This is a genomic window from Campylobacter sp. BCW_4323 (assembly GCF_001763115.1).
Lineage (GTDB): Bacteria > Campylobacterota > Campylobacteria > Campylobacterales > Campylobacteraceae > Campylobacter_D > Campylobacter_D jejuni.
Genome location: NZ_MJYC01000066.1, coordinates 25863 through 43501 on the forward strand (window position 1 = coordinate 25863; position 17639 = coordinate 43501).

Consider the following 17639-nt stretch of genomic DNA (forward strand, 5'->3'; position numbering starts at 1 on the left):
CAATATTTAAGGATATCTATGCCAGCCATTAAGCTTTTTAACTCACGGGGAGGGGTATAGAGAAATTTTGTTTTAAACTTTCTATTGTTACCTTCTTAAGCATCAATGCTTTTAGTCACTCAAGCAAATACTACAGACAATCAAAATTTAAATATTCCAGAGTATTATTTTAATGATAACAAACTTTATGATAAAACCAATTCTACTTATAAAAACCCCAAGGTATAAATTATTATTCTAAGAGTTCTAAACATGATATTAACAATATTACTTTAATTTATAACAATACTAAAGTAAATATTATAAATATAAACGATTTAAATTTTAAACATTATTTACTTGCTTCTGATATGAGAGAAGATAAAGTTCTTTCTTTTAATAGTGTCAATACAGCTAATCATAGCAATAAAAACAGTTAGAGCACTTCCTTTTTTAATCATAGCAAAAACCGATTATGCTAATGCAAGTTATAATAAACTTATATTAGAACAAGGAGAACTTAGTTCAGTTTTTTATCTTAAACCTAAAGATACTCATATAAAAATCTTAGCAGTTCTAAAAGCAATCAACGCATGAATTTCTTAATGAGGTATAGAAACAAGCAAAGTAGATGGAGTAGAATTTGAAAATTTGCTAAACTTAATGTCAATCTTAACAATGCTTATTTCTTTAATGATACCTTTACTCATCTTTTTAGCTTAAATTATCAACAAGTTATTAATGAATCTATTTATACTAGTATAATAGTAAAACTATATCTTTAGTAGGTCCTTATGGAGTAAGGGTTTATAATAATGAAGATAGAGATAATGCTGTAGTGGCTAGCTTTGGACTTAGAATGGCTACTCCTTTGAAAGATTTTTATATCACTCCTTTTTATGATATAGGTTATTCTTGGTGTGAGAATGTTTCTAAACTATATAGAGCAAGTGAAACAAACTATATGAATGCCTATGATTTGCAACTGCTTTATAATAAAACAGGAAATTTTTATGTTAAGCTTGATTTAGCTAAAGCTTTATAAAAATGATGATTATAGTTCTAAAGCTTATGTGAGTTTTGGGAAGTATTTTGAGTTTTTAAAAATTTATTTTTGATCAAATATTTAATACATATGAGATTTATATTGCCATAAAAGCTTTTAATGTTATAATTTAGCATTAAAAGCAAATATCAAGGATAAAAATGCAAGAAAATTTACTCGAAAAACAATTTCTAAATCACCCTTTATACGCTAAAATTCAAGAACTTAAAGCTCTCAATCTTGCTTGTAATTTTTCTTTAGATGATAGTGTAAATTTATCTACAAATTCTCAAGCCAAAGATGAAATCCTAGCTATAACAAAAGAACTTAAACCATGGAGAAAAGGTCCTTTTAAAATAGACGATCTTTTCATCAATACAGAATGGCAAAGTTTTATTAAATTTAATATTTTAAAGCCTTTTATGAACGAAATTTCTCAAAAATGCGTTGCTGATATAGGCTGTAATAATGGTTATTATATGTTTAAAATGCTTGAATTTAATCCTGCAAAACTCATAGGTTTTGATCCTTCTATCAAATACCGTTTGCAATTTGAACTCATTAACGCTTTAGCTAAAACTCCTATAGAATACGAACTTTTAGGCGTAGAAGATCTTCCAAGCTATGGCTTGAAATTTGATGTGATTTTCTGTCTTGGGGTGATTTATCATAGAAGTGATCCTATAAAAATGCTAAAAGATTTAAAAGCAGGACTTAATAAAAATGGAGTTGTTTTTTTAGATACCATGTATATAGAAGATGAGAGAGAAATCGCTCTTGTGCCTAATAAAACTTATTCTAAAATTCCAAATATTTATTTTGTACCAAGCATTAGTGCATTAAAAAACTGGTGTGAAAGAGCAGGATTTAAAGAATTTGAAGTTTTGGCTACAAAAAAAACCGATGAAAACGAACAAAGAAAAACAGAATGGATAGACTCTTTTTCGCTGGAAAATTTCTTAGATCCAAAGGATAAAAATCTTACCATTGAAGGCTATGAAGCACCCAAAAGAGTTTATGTGCGTATTGGGATATAAATTCTTTTTGCTTTTTGTCGATCTAGGCTTTAGATATTTTGAAGTAGATAAGTAGAATTTAAAGGTTAGATATGGCAAAAAAAGATAATTTTGAAGAATATGCACAACTTGAAGAATACGCATCTGCAGAAGATATATCTCGTGTTAGAGCAGAATTACTCACTTGTCCTGAATTAAACACTTCGCTTGCTGGAACCATTATAGAAATTGATAAAAACTATGCCAAATCAATTTTAATAACCACAAGCGAAATGGTAGCAGATGATCAAGGATTGATTTTTGATGCCTTTATTTTCGCTGCGGCAAACTATGTAGCACAAGCCTCTATCAATAAAGAATTTTCAGTGATTATTGGATCAAAATGTTTTTTTTATGCTCCGCTTAAATTAGGCGATGTTTTAGAACTTGAAGCTCATGCACTTTTTGACGAAACCTCCAAAAAAAGAGATGTAAAAGTGGTCGGGCATGTTAAAGAAATTAAAATGTTTGAAGGAACGATACAAGTTGTTAGCACTGATGAGCATATATTTAAACTCAAGCGTCCGCCACTTAATACTGTTAAACCTACAGAAAATCAAGAACAAGGTGCCAAAATCAACAATCCAGAAGCCGTAGCAGCTGCATTAATGACCTCTGTGGGTGGAAAATAATCAAGGAGTCATTTTAATATCCACCCAATTCTTTGGGCAATCCTTATGATAAGTTCCACTTCCATCATAATATTCTTTGCAATCATCATAAAAACGATTTGAAATTCCTCTTTCATTTACAAAACATCCAGAAATTCCTAAAACTAATAGTATCATTAAAATATATTTTTTCATGTTTTTCCTTAGAATTTATTGTGTTTTCTCCATTTATAAGGCTCTATAGGATTACCCTCTTTCCAAAGACCTAAATGATTTTTCTTAGCATTTTCTTGTTCTTTAATATAAGCGTTACTATAGTAAGTATCAGCCCAAGCATAGCCTTTGCTTACTAAAAATCGATTAATATCAACATTATTAAGCTTTACAATAGCAACAATTCTACCATAAGTATCTTTATTTTTATAAATAATTTCAACTTGTTTACCGCTTAAAATTCTACTTAAAGCTTCTTTTGATTGCTTTCCAAAACTTTGTTTAAGTTCTGGTGCATCTATACCAAAAAATCTTATTCTAGCGAGTTTGTTTTCATGATTAACTTCTATAGTATCTCCATCAATAATTCTAACTACTTTTCCTTCAAAACTAGAATTTTGGGCAATATAATTCTGGATAAAAACAACTACAAGAGTAAAAATTAATACAAAAAAAAGTTTTTTTGGATCACTTAGTAATTTTCTTAAATTAAATAATTTTTTATAATTTATTCTCATTTTTTAATCATTTTGCCTTTAAATTTTAAAAAATATGCCATAATTTTATCAAAACAAAGGAGATAAAATGCAAAATGTTATAGAAAATTTTAAACAATTATGTAAAATTCCTCATTGCAGTTATGAAACAGAACAAATGAAAGAATTTTTAAGCTCTTACGCCAAAGATAAAGGCTTTAAGGTGAGTGTAGATAAGGCAGGAAATATCCATGCCATAAAAGGCAAACCAAAAATTTGCTTACAAAGCCATTATGATATGGTCTGTATGGGCGATGCACCAAACTTAGAAGTTTATGAAGAAAATGGCTTTTTAAGAGCCAAAAATTCAAGTCTTGGCGCGGATAATGGTATAGGTATAGCCATCATGATGAGCGCTATGGCTGAATTTGAAAATTTAGAGTGTCTTTTTACAAACGATGAAGAAGTAGGACTCATGGGAGTGAATTCACTCGAGCACACTTTAGAATCTAAAATGCTTTTAAATTTAGATCATGAAAGCGATGATGAGATCATGATAGGCTGTGCAGGTGGAGTAGATATAGAAGCTAGCTTGCCTTTTAATACCCTTAGAAAAAAGGGTAAAATTTATGAGCTTTGCGCGCAAAATTTTAAAGGTGGACACTCAGGTATAAATATCGTACGCAACGAAAAAAGCTCCATCAAAGAAATGGCTAAATTCATACAAGAAAATAAAGGAGAAATCATTTCTTTTGAAGGTGGAGAAAGAATCAATTCTATACCTAAACACGCCAAAGCTTTAGTGCATTTTAAAAATGAAGTAAAGAGCAATAACTGGATAAAATGCGATTTTAAAGAAGAAGGTGAATTTGAAATTTGCGATCAAAGTAACAAACTTTTAAGCCTTATAAATTCTTTTACTCATGGAGTTAGAGCTTATGATGAAAATCTAGGTATAGTTCAAACAAGCATTAACCTAGCTACTTTAAGAATGCAAGATAAACAAATCAAATTCGCACTTTTTGCAAGATCTAATATACTTGATGGACTTAAGCAAGTAGAATTTGAAACTTTAGAATTTTTCAAGGCTTTTGATTTTAAAGTAAGAAGTTTTAATTTCTATCCACCTTGGGAAGGCAAACCAAACGCACTTAGCGACATGGTTTTTAAAGCGCTTAAAAAAGTATCGCCTAATGCCAAAGTTTCAGCTATCCATGCAGGGCTTGAGTGTGGCATTATAGAGAAAAAACAAGAGCTTTTATGCGCTTCTATAGGTCCAAATATCCATAATCCTCATTCAACTGATGAGCATTGCGAAATCGCTTCAGTTGAAAAAATATCTAAGGTTGTTTTTGAAGTTTTAAAAGACAATGCTTAATTCTTTAATCTTGCTTCTTGCAAAAACGCGTTTTAACAAAAACACGCAAAATAAGGAGCAAGATCCGACTATAGCAAGATAAATACCTAAATACTCTTTATAAAAAGCATTAACTACAAAAGGGGTTAAAAAACCTAAAATCGCATAAGAAATATTATAAGCAAAACTAAGCCCACTAAATTTAAGTTCGCTTTTAAAAATTTGTGTCATAAAAACAGGTGCGAAAGTGATAATACCTTGTGTAAAACAAGCCAGTAAAAAATAAAATAAAAATTTCTCATCATAAAAACTAAAAAGCATACCAAAGATAATAAAAGCTATACTAAAAATAGAACAAATCCTATAGCTTCCCCATTTGCTTGCTAAAAAACCTTGAAATAAAGCTCCAAAAATCACCGCTAAAATAGCAAAATTTTGTACCCATAAAGCAGAAGTTTTACTCATAGCTAAAAGACTTTCAAAATACTTAGGCAAAATCATCAAAGTTGCCACACCGCTTGTTAAAACCATGGTCATTAAAAAACAAACAAGCATGCTCATTTTATGAGTTTTTAAAGCTTCAAACAATGGAAAACTTAAAATTTTCTTTTCATTTTGAACTTTTACAAATTCTGGAGTTTCACTGAGTTTATTTCTTAAAAACAAAGCTAAAATTCCAAAAAATCCTCCTATGATAAAAGGAATTCTCCAAGCATAGCTTTGAACTTCTTCTGGGGTAAAATAAGATCTTATGCCTAAAGTGGCAATATTTCCTAGCAATAAACCTATGGTTAAAGTCGCTGAAATAAAACCAAGAGCTAAAGGAATTTGACGCCCTTTGACAAATTCGCTCACATAAATCCAAGCTCCGCTCACCTCAGTTCCAACGGCTAGACCTTGCAAAATACGAATAGTAAATAAAATCAAAGTAGCAAATATACCTATACTTTCATAACTTGGCAAAAAAGCTAAAGCAAAACTAGGCAAAACCATCAAAAGCATAGAAATATAAAAAATATTCTTTCTTCCATATCTATCAGCAAAATGTGCCATCACAATAGAACCAAAAGGACGCGCTAAATAAGCAGCACCAAAGGCTATATAAGCATTTATCTGCATCCAAAAAGCATCATTTTGCGGAAAGAATACCTTAGCAAAAATATCCAAAAAAAAGGCAAAAAGCACAAAATCATAAAATTCCAAAATTCCACCCAAAGAAGCATAAATAATATTTTTGTATTTTTTTTGCATATTTTATCCTAAATCAATATAAAGGGCAAAAAGCCCTTTGTTAAATTTTTCCACCTTCAATCACTACATCATCAGCCTTAACATCATCTCCAAAATGAGCTTTTAAAGTTTCATCATAAGCCTTGTGAAAAAACTGCTCTTGGCCTAGTTTAATGATCAAATTATCGATAAATTCTTTAAGTTCTTTATCGCCTTTTTTAACTGCTGGTGCGATAACATCTTTATTGCCTAACTCTTTGATAGCCATTTTAAAATCAGGATGATCTTTCACCCAAGCAAAAAGCAAGGTATTATCATGACTTAAAGCATCGCCTCTTTTATCCATCAAAGCGGCAAAAGTTTCGGTATTTTGATCGTATTTTAAAGTTTTAATATCAGGATAATTTTGCGTAAAATACGCATCTGCTGTTGTGCCTTTGTTTAAAAGCAAGGTTTTATCTTTTAAATCTTCTACGCTAGTTATATTACTATCCTTTGGTACAGCTACGCCTAAAGCTACCTTCATATAAGGCAAGCAAAAATCAACCTGCTCGGCTCTTTGCGGAGTTTGAGTAAAATTAGCCAAAATAATATCTACTTTATTTGATTTTAAAAACTCAACCCTATTTGCAGCTTCAACAAGAACAAATTGCACCTTATTTTCATCGCCAAAAAGTTCTTTTGCTATGCGTTTAGCTAAAGCTATATCATAGCCTTGATTGTTTCCTTTTTCATCCACATAACCAAAAGGTGGTTTATCACCAAATACCCCAATCCTAATAACTCCATTTTGCTTGATCTTATCAAGAGAATTTAAAGTTTTAGAGTCAGAATTTCCTCCACAAGCAGCCAATACTACTACAACAAAGGCCGTTAAAACACTTAGAAGTATTTTTTTCATACATTTCCTTTCTTTAAAATAAGCTTAAAGCTATTGCAAAATATATAATAATTGCAAAGTTAATTATACTTAAAATTATAAATAATGCATTTGAAACAAACTAAAAAGATTTTCCTATGTGTAAAAATGTAATTAATCTCACACTCTCTTTTAGCATTGTTTAAATTTTAAGTAAAAAAAGATATAATCTTTTTTTTAAAATTTTTAAGGAGAAAACTATGAAAAAAGGTATTTTTCTCTCTATTGGAATAGCTGTTTTGTTTTCAGCTTGCGGAAATTCCATAGATGAAAAAACAGTTAAAAAATATGAAAATCAACTAAATCAAACAGTTAAACAAGAAATTGTAAACCTTTCTCAGGATTCTGGAATAAAGATTGAATTTTCTGATTTTAAATGCAATGCAGATGGTGATTTTATAGCGTGTTTAAGTTCAAATTTCAAAACTCTTGCAAAAGATAACAACGATGAGTATCAAGAACTATTTCAAGCAAAAAATATCAAAATTCGCTCAAATGAAATTTACAAAGGCGAAGCAAATACATCAATTAACATTAAAGAATATTACAACGATCTTTTTAAAAACCAAAAAAGCATACAATCAAATTTGGTTTTTGAAGATTTTAAACTTGGAGAAAAAGTTGTTAGTGACATCAATGCAAGCTTATTTCAACAAGATCCAAAAATCAGCTCTTTTATCAATAAATTAAGCTCGGATTCTTATACTTTATCATTTGATAACTCCATAAACAAACAAGAAAACAATTATCTAGATAATCTTAATATAAAATTTTATAACGCAAAATTAAATTTCAATACAAATCTAAATATAAATCTAAAAGAAGATTTGCTTAATTACCTTGATTCTAAGGGTATAAAATTTAACACTCAAACTTTAGCTATGGATGAACAAGCTATCAATGAACTTCTTAATATAGCAAACTACGAACAAGCTTCAGATTTTAGCAATACAATCCAAAAATACATCATCTTAAATAATTTTAAAATTGATTCAACTCTTAAAACCGAAGGCGTATTTAGTAGCTATATAGCAACTGCTAAGGAAAATTTACAAACCTTAAAAGCTCAAAGTCAAAATGAAGAACAAGCATTAATCTTTGATAAAGCTTTAGCTATTTTAAACAATATCACTCAAAACGATGATTATAAACTCAACCTTGATTTAAAATTTAAAAACATCCCTGTTAGTGACTATAGCACACAAGGAATCGACAGCATAGAAAAACTAAGCATCAACAATCAAGACACCACAGAAGCGTTAAAAATTATACTTCCATTTATCATGTTTTCTATGTTAATGGGCGGAGCGTCGTTTTAAATTTTAAAATGATAAAAACTTCAAAAACATTAAAAGCAAGATTAAATTCTTTGCTCTTAATGTTTTCATAATATTAACAAAAAAGGCTAAAATGAAAATTTTATTCTCCCCTAGTGAAAGCAAAAATGCAAATTGCGTAAAAAATCCCATCAATGAAAACTCATTTATATTTAAAGAATTATTTCCTTATAGAATGGAAGCTTTAAAGCATTATGAAGAATTTATCAAAAACGCAAGTTTACAGAATTTACAAGAACTTTTTGGCATTAAAAACGAAAATGAAATTGATAAATTTAAACACGACTTAAAACAAGCTCCCACCCAAGAAGCTATAATGCTTTACACTGGGGTAAGTTATGAATATCTTAATTTTAAAGCCTTAGATAAAAAAAGCCAAGCTTATATTTTAGAAAATACTCTTATATTTTCTAATCTTTTTGGCGTTGTAAGAGCTAATGATACCCTACCCTTTTATAAATTCAAGCAAGGGGCTAAAATAGGAAATTTTACCATAGAGAAATTTTATAAAGAACATTTTAGTAAAGCCTTAGATGAGTACTTAGAAAATGAAGAAATACTTGATCTTAGAGCGGGATTTTATGATAAATTCTACACCCCAAAAAAGAAATTTTATACTTATAAATTTGTAAAAAATGGTAAAGTCATCAGTCATTTTGCTAAAGCTTATAGGGGAATTTTACTCTCCATAAGTGCAAAAAACCAAGTAAAAAACAATAAAGAGCTTTTAGCAAACCTTCCTTCAAACCTAAAACTCAAAGAAATTCAAATCAAAGGTTTAAAGGAAGAAATTGTGCTTGAAATTCTAGATTAGTTTTTATTTTAAGTATTTTAAAGCTAGCTTCGCATAATAACTTGCAGCCCTAGCTAAAAGCTTATCATTAAAAACATAACTAGAATTATGTAAATAAATGTCGTTTTCATTTTCTAAAAAAGCATAGGCACATTTTTTCATTTCGCAAAAAAATCCAAAATCCTCACTTGCCATTAAAGGACGATGATTAAATTCACAATTTTTTTCGCCAAATAATTCTTTTGCAACCTCACTAGCAAAATCCACAGCTTCATCATTGTTCATAGTCACTGGTGCAACAACATTTTTATTGATTTTAATCTCTATATCATTAGCCTGTGCAATACCTTTACAAATTTTATAAATTTTTTCTTCAGTTAGCTTTCTAGTTTCATTATCTAATGCTCTAACACTCATTTTAATCGTTGCAATATCTGGAATGATATTAAAAGCATGCCCTGCATTAAAAGCTCCTATGCTTATAACTGCTGAATTTTGGGGATCAACATTGCGAGATACTATGCTTTGTAAAGCCACCACAAGTAAAGAAGCAGCATAAATAGGATCTTTTGCCTTTTCTGGAGCACTTCCATGACCACCTCTTCCAATAACTTCAATACTATAACTATCCGAAGAAGCCATCATCGCACCTTTTTTAAGATAAAATTTCTTATCGCTACCAAAAGGCATATTGTGCCATCCAAAAACATAATCACTATCAAATTTTTCAAACAATCCATCTTCTATCATTGCCTTAGCACCACCCAAACCCTCTTCAGCAGGTTGAAAATAAAGATTTAGAGTGCCATTAAAATTCTGACTTGCTAAATATTTTGCAGCAAGCAATAAAGAAGTAGTATGTCCATCATGACCGCAAGCATGCATTACATTTTCTTTTTTGCTTTTATAAGGCAAATTTGTGCATTCTTGTAAAGGCAAAGCATCCATATCTGCACGAAGTCCTATTTTTTTATCGCTATTTCCCTTTTTTAAAACCCCAACAACGCCTGTTTTTCCTATTTCTTCATAAACCTCATAACCAAATTCTTTTAATTTTTGTGCCACTAATTTTGCAGTACATAATTCATCAAAACCAAGCTCAGGATTTTCATGAATTTGATGACGAATTTTTTCAAATTCGCCTTGTAAGTCTAGTATTTCTGGAATTAAATTCATTCTATTTTTCTCCTTGTATAAAATTTTCTCTTCTAGGTAAAACAAATTGTGCTAAGATCGCTGAAATAAAAATCAAAGCAAAAATATAAACAAAACCCAAAGTAAAACTATGGGTTTTATCAACACTCCAAGATACTACCCATAGGTTAAATGATAGTATAACAAAGGTAATACTCCAAAAAGCACTCATAATATAAGCAGTTTGATTTGGATTGGAATTTTTTAATTCTGAAGGTAGATTAAAGAAAAACGGAAACCACATAGAATAAAAAATGCCTGATAACACAGCAAAAATCTGTATCAATACTAAATTTTGTAAAAACAACATACAAAATCCGCATATAAAAATACACGCTCCTCCAGACAATAACATTATTTTAAAAGAAATATTTTTTCTTTTAAAAAATAATCCAAGATAAGGACCAAAAATAATAGCAAAATTAGCCAAGGCTGGAATTTCTTTTTTAGCAAAATCAGCTAATTCTTTACTAAAACCCGCATATTGCGCATAAAAAGTTGGTAAAAAAGTAAAAAGAGAATTTAAAAATAAAATAGGCCCTATGTAAAAAATAATCATACCCCAAGTAACACGAGATTTTAGAGCATAAATAAGATCTTTTGCATTATTCTTTTTTTCTTCTTTTTTATTCTCATCTTTACCTACAAAAAGCCACAAAATCAATAAAATCAAATTAATCCAAGCATAAAATGATAAAGAATCTCTCCAATTTCCAAAATAATTTGAGATACTTTCAGCTAAAACAAGTCCTAGGGTAATGCCTACCAAATTTGAAGTCATATTAAAACTAATTACAAAATGTAAAGCTTTTTTTTCAAACCATTGTTGTGCAATAGGCACTAAGCAAACTAAAGCACAAGCTGAACCAAGCCCTGTTAAAAATCTTATAATCAAAATACCGCTATAACTATCTACAAAACTTAAAAAGATACCCGAACTCATTAAAATACAGCCTAAAAAATATCCCTTTTTTAATCCGAATTTATAAACCAAAAAAGCAGTAAATGAAGCACCAAAAATTTTCGCAACTACTATCATGCTAGTGATTAAAGTAGCTTGCTGAGTATTTAAGGCAAGATCATTTGAAATCAAGGGCATTAAAGACCCTGTTGCTGCCCAAGAGATACTAAAAACAGCATAAACACTAAAAATGATAAATTCAACTCCAATACGTCTAAAATGAAATAAAAGTGATTTTTCCATATTAAAATCCTTTTTGGATATTTATTAAAATATAACATAAAAAAATGAGATATTTATTATCTTTGATTATTTTTTAATTTAATTATTTTTTTATATATTTTTTTGTTACTTTTTGAAAATTTATATATAAGTTTAAAGATAAAAAAACTAAAATACAAAATAAAAACCCATAAAAGTTTTTTGAAGTATTTAAATGATATATTTCAAAATCTAGTTTTAAAAAGGAAAAATATGGAATTTTTAGCATTTATTTTTTTGATTATTATATTTTTATTTGTAGTCTTTATCATCGTTACTCGCTATGAAAAAAAGATAAAATTACTCAACAAAAATATACAAAATATGAAAGAAGATATAGCCGATCTTAAAGAAACAACTCAAAAAAATCGCTCTTTAATTGAAAAAAATCGCTCTAATATAGAAAATATAATAAAATAAAACTAAGAAAGATTTGCGATAAGTTTATAGTGCTTTTTCTGATTTATCATTAAAGTAAAAATTTTTTCACTTGAATTTTCGCTTTTATTTTTATAAATCATGCTTTTTAAAAACGGAAAAAGCATCGTACTAGAAGTTTTACCTTGTAAAATAATATGCATAGAACCTTTTAAAATTCCATACTTATAGCTCATACCGCTTGGAAATATATCAAGATTAAAACTTAAACTATCTTCATTACTATCATAATTTAAAATTTCAATTTTAACAAAACTAATTTCTTGATCTTCTTGAGATAAATTTTTAAAAATTTCAAGTTTTTCATGTTTTTTGATAGCAACAACTTCTTGCTTGCTTTCTTTAAAATCAGAAAGAAAATTTTCATTTTTAAAAATTCTTGAAAAAAATTTTAAATTTTTAAATTGCATACTTATTTGTTTTGTGTTTTCATGTATTATTTTTTCGGATTTTAAGATGTCATGTTCTATATTATCTTCTTGGTTTTGATTATCTTTGTTTGATTTCATGTCAAAATCTTCAACGATAATCATATCTTCACTATTACAAATATTAAAATGTTTTACAATTTCTTCAAAAGTAAAACTGTCATCACTAAATTCCAAAAGCTCTATATTTGAAGTGATAAAATCAACACCATCTCGTTCTTCAATCTTATCTTTAATCACAAAAGCATCAACACAAAAGCACGATCTTTGAATTTCATATTCGGAACTTTTGCCTTTAAATACTATCTTCATCATCACAAAGCTTTTGCTATAAGTTCTAAAGGACTGGCAAAAACAACCTTGCTTGAATTTTGTTCTAATGCATTTGAAATTTGCATTCTACAAGCTGAACACTCGGCGCTTACCACACTAGCCTTACTTTCATCGATCATTTGTGCTTTTTTAAGCCCTACACTTAAGGCTTTATCATAATAATCCGTTTGCATACTCACCCCGCCAAAACCGCAACAAGTATTAGAATTACTCATTTCTACAAAATGATAATTTGTTTTTAAAAGTTCTCTTGGCTCTTTAAAAACCCCTTGCATTTTTCTTGCATGGCAAGGATCGTGATAAGTAATGCTATAATTAAATTTATTTTTTGTTTTTAAAATTTCTTCCAAAGAAGTAAATTTATAAAAATACTCGCTAGCCATATATATCTTAGATGACACACATTTTGCGCGTTTTGCCCAGTCTAAATCATTTTGCATTATAAAAAAATGTTCATAATCTATCTTTAACATAGCCGAACAAGTGGCCTCAGGAACTATAATAGCATCTAATTTTTCTAATTTTTTTTCAAAATACTCAATATTTTTTTTAGCCAAAACTTCAACACTTTTAAAATCACCCGTAAAAAATTGCGGCGCTCCACAACACACTTGTTCTTTCATCAAATCCACATTGATTTTTAATTCCCTAGTGATTTTAAGCACTGCATTAGCCGTATCTATGTAAAAATAATTCGCCAAACAACCTACAAAAAAACCTATTGTTTTTTCTCCATCATTATTGATAAATTTTGGATTAGAATTTAAGAAACTTTTTTTATTAAAACTTGTAAGTAATCTTCCCTTTTTAACAAAAGGCATGGAAAATCTTGCCTTCATACCTGTATTTTCATTCTCATTTTGAATTTTAAACGCACAACTTTGAAACACATAGCCAAGCTTAGCTACCAAATCTAAAATTGTGCGTCTTCTTAAAAAGAAAAAAATAAGTTTTTTATACCAAGCTATACCAAATTTTTTAGCTATGTCATAACGAACTTCTTCTATGGCATTATCTACTCTTAATTTACTTGGACATACTTCAACACAATTGGTACATAAAAAACAAGATTCAAAAACTTTCTTAGCTTCTTTATCAAGCTCTAGAATTCCCTCTTTATAAGCAGATAAAAGATCTAAAAATCCTCTTGGACTGGTAATTTCATCGCGATTTTCTTCATGTATAGTACAAACAGGTATACATTTGCCACATTTAACACAAGCATCACTTATTTGACTAAATTTCATCTTACACCGTTTTTGAGAATACTTTTTTATCTTCACTAATGTTTTTCATATAAGCATCAAAACACATAGCAATATTTCTTATAAGCAAAACACCTGTTTCATTGACTTTGATAAAATTTTCATCAAAATTAATAAAATCTTTGTATTCTTCTAAAGCTTTTAAATCCTCTTTAAAATACTCCTGAAAATCAATGCAAAATTCTTTTTCTATTGACTTGATATCAAGCTTAAAATTTGCCATTAACTCCATAATCACTGCTTTTCTAAGCTCATCATCATCGCTTAAAGCTACGCCTCTTTCAAAAGGCAAAACTCCTCTATCTAATGCAGCCTCATAACTTGACATATCTTTAAAATTTTGCGCATAATGTCTTTGTCCTTCGCCTATACTTGTAAGCCCAACACCGACTAAATCAGCACCACCTTTAGTAGTATAACCTTGGAAATTTCTATGTAAAGTTCCATTTTCTAAAGCTTTAAAAAGCTCATCATTTTCTTTTGCAAAATGATCCATACCTATCATTTTATAGCCGTTTTTACTCAAAAAATTCTCACAAAATTCTAAAATTTCAAGTTTAACATCAGGACTTGGCAAGGTATTTTCATCAAATTTTCTCATATTTTTCTTAAGCCAAGGCACATGAGCGTAATTAAAAATCGCCAAACGATCAGGATTTAAAAGCATAACTTTTTCTAAAGTTTGTGTAAAGCTTTGTAAATTTTGATAAGGCAAACCATAAATTAAATCCATATTTACAGACTTTATGCCTTTACTTCTTACAAGATTTAAAGCATTTTGTGTTAATTCAAAAGGCTGGATGCGATGAATTTCTTTTTGAACTTTTTCATCAAAATCCTGCACTCCAAAGCTGATACGATTAAAGCCATTTTGTGTTAAAACTGTGGCTTGTTCGTCATTTAAAAAACGCGGATCGATCTCACAGCTAATCTCTGCATCTTTAGAAAAATTTCTAAAAATAGATCTGATTTTTAAAATCAAATTTTGAAGTTGTTTAGCACTAAAAAAAGTTGGAGTTCCGCCCCCAAAGTGCATTTGCACCACTTCTCTTTTAGTATCTAAAATAGTACTTAAAATATCAAGCTCTTTAAAAATATAAGTTAAATACCTTTCTTTACTCTCTTCTTTGGCTGTATAAATAACATTGCAACCACAAAAATAACAGGCACTCCTACAAAATGGTAAATGAAAATAAAGCGATAAAGATCTATCTTGCTTTTTTAAAATTTCTATATATTCTTCGTATTTGAAATTTGCATTAAACTCTACTGCTGTAGGATAAGAAGTGTAGCGTGGTCCTGCTTTAGAGTATTTTACAAAAGCTTTATAATCTCTCATTTTGGTTTACCCTTTCTATCATCGCTTGCATATCTACAAATAAATTTGGATGCTCTTGTTTGATTTTAGAAATTAATTTTTCAAGATCAATACTAACTTCCATGGTGCCATTTTGCGCCTTTTGCTTGATCTCATCCATAGCAACCGTCCAAACATCGTTAAAATCTACAGGAATTTGTTGATAAATCGCCTTTTCTAAACGCAATTCAAAATTCTCTTTTTGACTTTGTTTTAAACTTTCAAGTATATTCTTAAGACTTTGTAAAGAAAGCAAAGTGTGAATTTCATCGTTTTCATCGATCACAAACCAAGGCTCAGGAGAATCAAAACTTCCATTTTCAAGAACTAAACATTTTTCGTTTTCATTCTCGCTTTGCTTCATTTTAAAAATCGTTCTATCTTTTTTCTTTATTCCTAGATTTTGACTAAATTCATCAATGCGTTTTAAGCAAATGCTATACTTTTCTAGCTCTTTCATTCTCTTCCTCTCTGATTATCCAAAAAGCAAAGCAAGGCTTTTACCACATAAAGGCGATTTCTTGCTTCTTCAAAAATCACATCTGCATGTTTTTCAAAAATTTCTTCACTCACTTCATAACCCCTATAAGCAGGCAAACAATGAAGCAATATCGCGTCTTTATTGGCAATGCTCATAGCCTTTTCATCGATCATAAATCCTTCAAATTCTTTAATCTTGCGTTCTTTTTCATTCTCTTCACCCATGGAAACCCAAGTATCGGTGATGACTACATCTTTATCCTTTAAGGCTTCAAATTTATCATGACTTAAGGAAATTTTAGCTCCTGAAATCAAAGCCTGTTTCATAGCAAATTCCCAAATTTCAGGGCTAATTTTATAGTTTTTTGGTATAGCTATACTAAATTCAAAGCCCAAAATCGCAGCTGCAATAAGCCAAGAATTGCACATATTGTTACTATCTCCGATAAAAGCAACTTTTGCTATACCATTTTGCATCTTATTCCATTCTTTGATAGTAAGCAAATCTCCTAAAACCTGAGTAGGGTGATAAAGCTCGCTTAAAGCATTGATCACAGGGGCTTTAGAATATCTTGCAAATTCGAGTAAAGTTTCATGTTTATTGACTCTCATCATAACAAAATCAACCATCGCCCCTATCACCCTAGCTGTATCCTTTATAGGCTCGCCACGACTAAGTTGTAAATCATTGCTATTTAAAAATAAAGCCTTTCCGCCAAGCTCTGTTATGGCTAATTCAAAAGCCATTCTTGTTCTTGTAGAATTTTTCTCAAAAATCATTGCTAAAGTTTTATCTTGTAAAAGTTTTTTAGGCTCTTTTTTAAGCTCGCTAGCATGATTTACAAGGCTTAAAATTTCCTCCTTAGAAAAATCTCTTAAAGTTAAAAAATGTTTCATTTTTCTCCTTTTAACATTTTAGCTAATTCTTTGGCATGATAAGTGATGATAAGCTTTGCCCCTGCTCTTTTAAAAGCTATCATAGTTTCATATAAGATTTTTTCATAATCAATCACTCCCGCATTTTTAGCTGCCTTTAGCATAGCATATTCTCCGCTTACATTATAAACACACAAAGGCAAGTTAGAATGAAGAGATATTTCCTTAACCACATCAAGATAAGCAAGAGCAGGTTTTACCATCAAAATATCAGCTCCTTGCGTTTCATCTTCCAAACTTTCTTCTAAAGCTTCTTTACCATTAGCAAAATCCATTTGATAGCTTTTTCTATCTCCATAACTTGGAGCTGACTCTGCTACATCTCGAAATGGCCCATAATAACTTGATGCAAATTTAGTAGAATACGCCATTATAGGCAAATTTTCAAAACCTTCTTTATCTAAAGCTTCACGCAAAGTAGTGATAATACCATCCATCATCCCACTAGGTGCTATCATATCTACCCCTGCTCTTGCGTGAACTAAGGCTTGTTTGGCTGAAATTTCTAAAGTGGCATCATTATCTACGCTTTTTGTTTTTGGATCGATAAACCCACAATGCCCGTGATCTGTGTATTCACAAAAACAAAGATCGCTAATTACAAAAAGATCTGGAAAATTTTTTTTAATCTCTCTTATACTTCTTGCAACAAGCCCTTCATCATCTAAAGCATCGCTTCCACAACTGTCTTTTTTCTCATTTTCCAAAACGCCAAAAAGTATAATGGCTTTAATGCCTAAGTTGACTACATTTTGACACTCTTTTAAAATTTCATCTAAACTCATTTGAAACACATCGGGCATAGAAGAAATTTCTTTTTTTATCCCTGTTCCATTAACCACAAAAAGCGGATAAATCAAATCATTTACACTTAAAGAATTTTCCCTTACCATAGATCTTAAGTTTTCATTAAACCTTAATCTTCTAAATCTTTTAAACATTTTTTTGTCCTTTTTTTGCTAAAATCTTAA

General features: G+C 29.7%; 18 protein-coding genes and 2 pseudogenes. 8 read left to right on the forward strand and 12 right to left on the reverse strand.

Annotation, left to right across the window (positions count from 1 at the left end):
• Positions 1–56 precede the first annotated feature (56 nt).
• From AJN60_RS09980 to AJN60_RS06640, 4 genes and pseudogenes are all read left to right on the forward strand, one after another.
• Positions 57–587, forward strand: a pseudogene (locus AJN60_RS09980) (hypothetical protein); the annotation flags it as partial.
• Positions 588–626: 39 nt separating this feature from the next.
• A pseudogene (locus AJN60_RS09410) lies at positions 627–1097 on the forward strand (ShlB/FhaC/HecB family hemolysin secretion/activation protein); the annotation flags it as partial.
• Between the two features lie 73 nt (positions 1098–1170).
• Positions 1171–2061: a tRNA 5-methoxyuridine(34)/uridine 5-oxyacetic acid(34) synthase CmoB gene (cmoB, locus tag AJN60_RS06635; RefSeq protein WP_079463272.1), complete on the forward strand. Its 891-nt coding sequence runs from the start codon at positions 1171–1173 to the stop codon at positions 2059–2061.
• Positions 2062–2132: 71 nt separating this feature from the next.
• The gene (locus tag AJN60_RS06640) at positions 2133–2711 is read left to right on the forward strand and encodes a hypothetical protein (RefSeq protein WP_002861715.1); all 579 of its coding nucleotides are present in this window, start codon (positions 2133–2135) and stop codon (positions 2709–2711) included.
• Here the strand turns inward: AJN60_RS06640 and AJN60_RS06645 are convergent, their stop codons facing one another.
• A complete protein-coding gene (locus tag AJN60_RS06645; RefSeq protein WP_002861716.1) occupies positions 2712–2885 on the reverse strand; it encodes a hypothetical protein in 174 nt (57 codons plus the stop codon).
• A gap of 8 nt (positions 2886–2893) precedes the next feature.
• The gene (locus AJN60_RS06650) at positions 2894–3421 is read right to left on the reverse strand and encodes a thermonuclease family protein (RefSeq protein ID WP_070286137.1); all 528 of its coding nucleotides are present in this window, start codon (positions 3419–3421) and stop codon (positions 2894–2896) included.
• A 67-nt stretch (positions 3422–3488) separates the two neighbouring features.
• Between AJN60_RS06650 and AJN60_RS06655 the strand changes: the two genes are divergently transcribed.
• Positions 3489–4757: a M20/M25/M40 family metallo-hydrolase gene (locus tag AJN60_RS06655; protein WP_002861718.1), complete on the forward strand. Its 1269-nt coding sequence runs from the start codon at positions 3489–3491 to the stop codon at positions 4755–4757.
• Here the strand turns inward: AJN60_RS06655 and AJN60_RS06660 are convergent.
• Entirely contained in the window at positions 4740–5987 is a 1248-nt protein-coding gene (locus tag AJN60_RS06660) for an MFS transporter (protein WP_002861719.1), read from the reverse strand. The genes AJN60_RS06655 and AJN60_RS06660 overlap by 18 nt on opposite strands.
• A 40-nt stretch (positions 5988–6027) precedes the next feature.
• Positions 6028–6867: a cysteine ABC transporter substrate-binding protein gene (locus tag AJN60_RS06665; protein ID WP_002861720.1), complete on the reverse strand. Its 840-nt coding sequence runs from the start codon at positions 6865–6867 to the stop codon at positions 6028–6030.
• 218 nt (positions 6868–7085) lie between these two features.
• Between AJN60_RS06665 and jlpA the strand changes: the two genes are divergently transcribed.
• Positions 7086–8204 carry a lipoprotein adhesin JlpA gene (jlpA, locus tag AJN60_RS06670; protein WP_070286138.1) on the forward strand — a complete coding sequence of 373 codons (1119 nt, stop codon included), beginning with the start codon at positions 7086–7088 and terminating at the stop codon, positions 8202–8204.
• A gap of 91 nt (positions 8205–8295) precedes the next feature.
• Positions 8296–9036 (forward strand): YaaA family protein, encoded by a 741-nt coding sequence (locus AJN60_RS06675; RefSeq protein ID WP_052857692.1) that lies wholly within the window; start codon positions 8296–8298, stop codon positions 9034–9036.
• Between the two features lie 3 nt (positions 9037–9039).
• Here AJN60_RS06675 and AJN60_RS06680 read toward each other — a convergent pair whose 3' ends face one another.
• Positions 9040–10191 (reverse strand): M20 aminoacylase family protein, encoded by a 1152-nt coding sequence (locus AJN60_RS06680; protein ID WP_052949369.1) that lies wholly within the window; start codon positions 10189–10191, stop codon positions 9040–9042.
• A gap of 1 nt (position 10192) precedes the next feature.
• Positions 10193–11413: an MFS transporter gene (locus AJN60_RS06685; RefSeq protein WP_002861726.1), complete on the reverse strand. Its 1221-nt coding sequence runs from the start codon at positions 11411–11413 to the stop codon at positions 10193–10195.
• Between the two features lie 231 nt (positions 11414–11644).
• Here AJN60_RS06685 and AJN60_RS06695 point away from each other — a divergent pair, with 231 nt between their 5' ends.
• On the forward strand, positions 11645–11851 hold the full coding sequence (locus AJN60_RS06695; protein WP_070252669.1) for a hypothetical protein: 207 nt from the start codon (positions 11645–11647) through the stop codon (positions 11849–11851).
• Positions 11852–11853: 2 nt separating this feature from the next.
• Here the strand turns inward: AJN60_RS06695 and AJN60_RS06700 are convergent, their stop codons facing one another.
• The 6 genes from AJN60_RS06700 to hemB are packed head-to-tail and all read right to left on the reverse strand — an operon-like array spanning position 11854 to position 17609.
• A complete protein-coding gene (locus tag AJN60_RS06700) occupies positions 11854–12615 on the reverse strand; it encodes a DUF5416 family protein (RefSeq protein ID WP_072223883.1) in 762 nt (253 codons plus the stop codon).
• Positions 12612–13877 (reverse strand): (Fe-S)-binding protein, encoded by a 1266-nt coding sequence (locus tag AJN60_RS06705; protein ID WP_053872888.1) that lies wholly within the window; start codon positions 13875–13877, stop codon positions 12612–12614. The genes AJN60_RS06700 and AJN60_RS06705 overlap by 4 nt, the downstream gene beginning before the upstream one ends.
• Position 13878: 1 nt before the next feature.
• Positions 13879–15234 carry an oxygen-independent coproporphyrinogen III oxidase gene (gene hemN, locus AJN60_RS06710; RefSeq protein WP_002861729.1) on the reverse strand — a complete coding sequence of 452 codons (1356 nt, stop codon included), beginning with the start codon at positions 15232–15234 and terminating at the stop codon, positions 13879–13881.
• Entirely contained in the window at positions 15221–15712 is a 492-nt protein-coding gene (locus tag AJN60_RS06715; protein ID WP_038401374.1) for a DUF2603 domain-containing protein, read from the reverse strand. Before AJN60_RS06715 ends, hemN begins: the two co-directional genes overlap by 14 nt.
• A complete protein-coding gene (argF, locus tag AJN60_RS06720; RefSeq protein ID WP_070286139.1) occupies positions 15709–16629 on the reverse strand; it encodes an ornithine carbamoyltransferase in 921 nt (306 codons plus the stop codon). Before argF ends, AJN60_RS06715 begins: the two co-directional genes overlap by 4 nt.
• Positions 16626–17609, reverse strand: coding sequence for a porphobilinogen synthase (hemB, locus tag AJN60_RS06725; RefSeq protein ID WP_044793981.1), 984 nt, complete (start codon positions 17607–17609; stop codon positions 16626–16628). Before hemB ends, argF begins: the two co-directional genes overlap by 4 nt.
• Positions 17610–17639 lie beyond the last annotated feature (30 nt).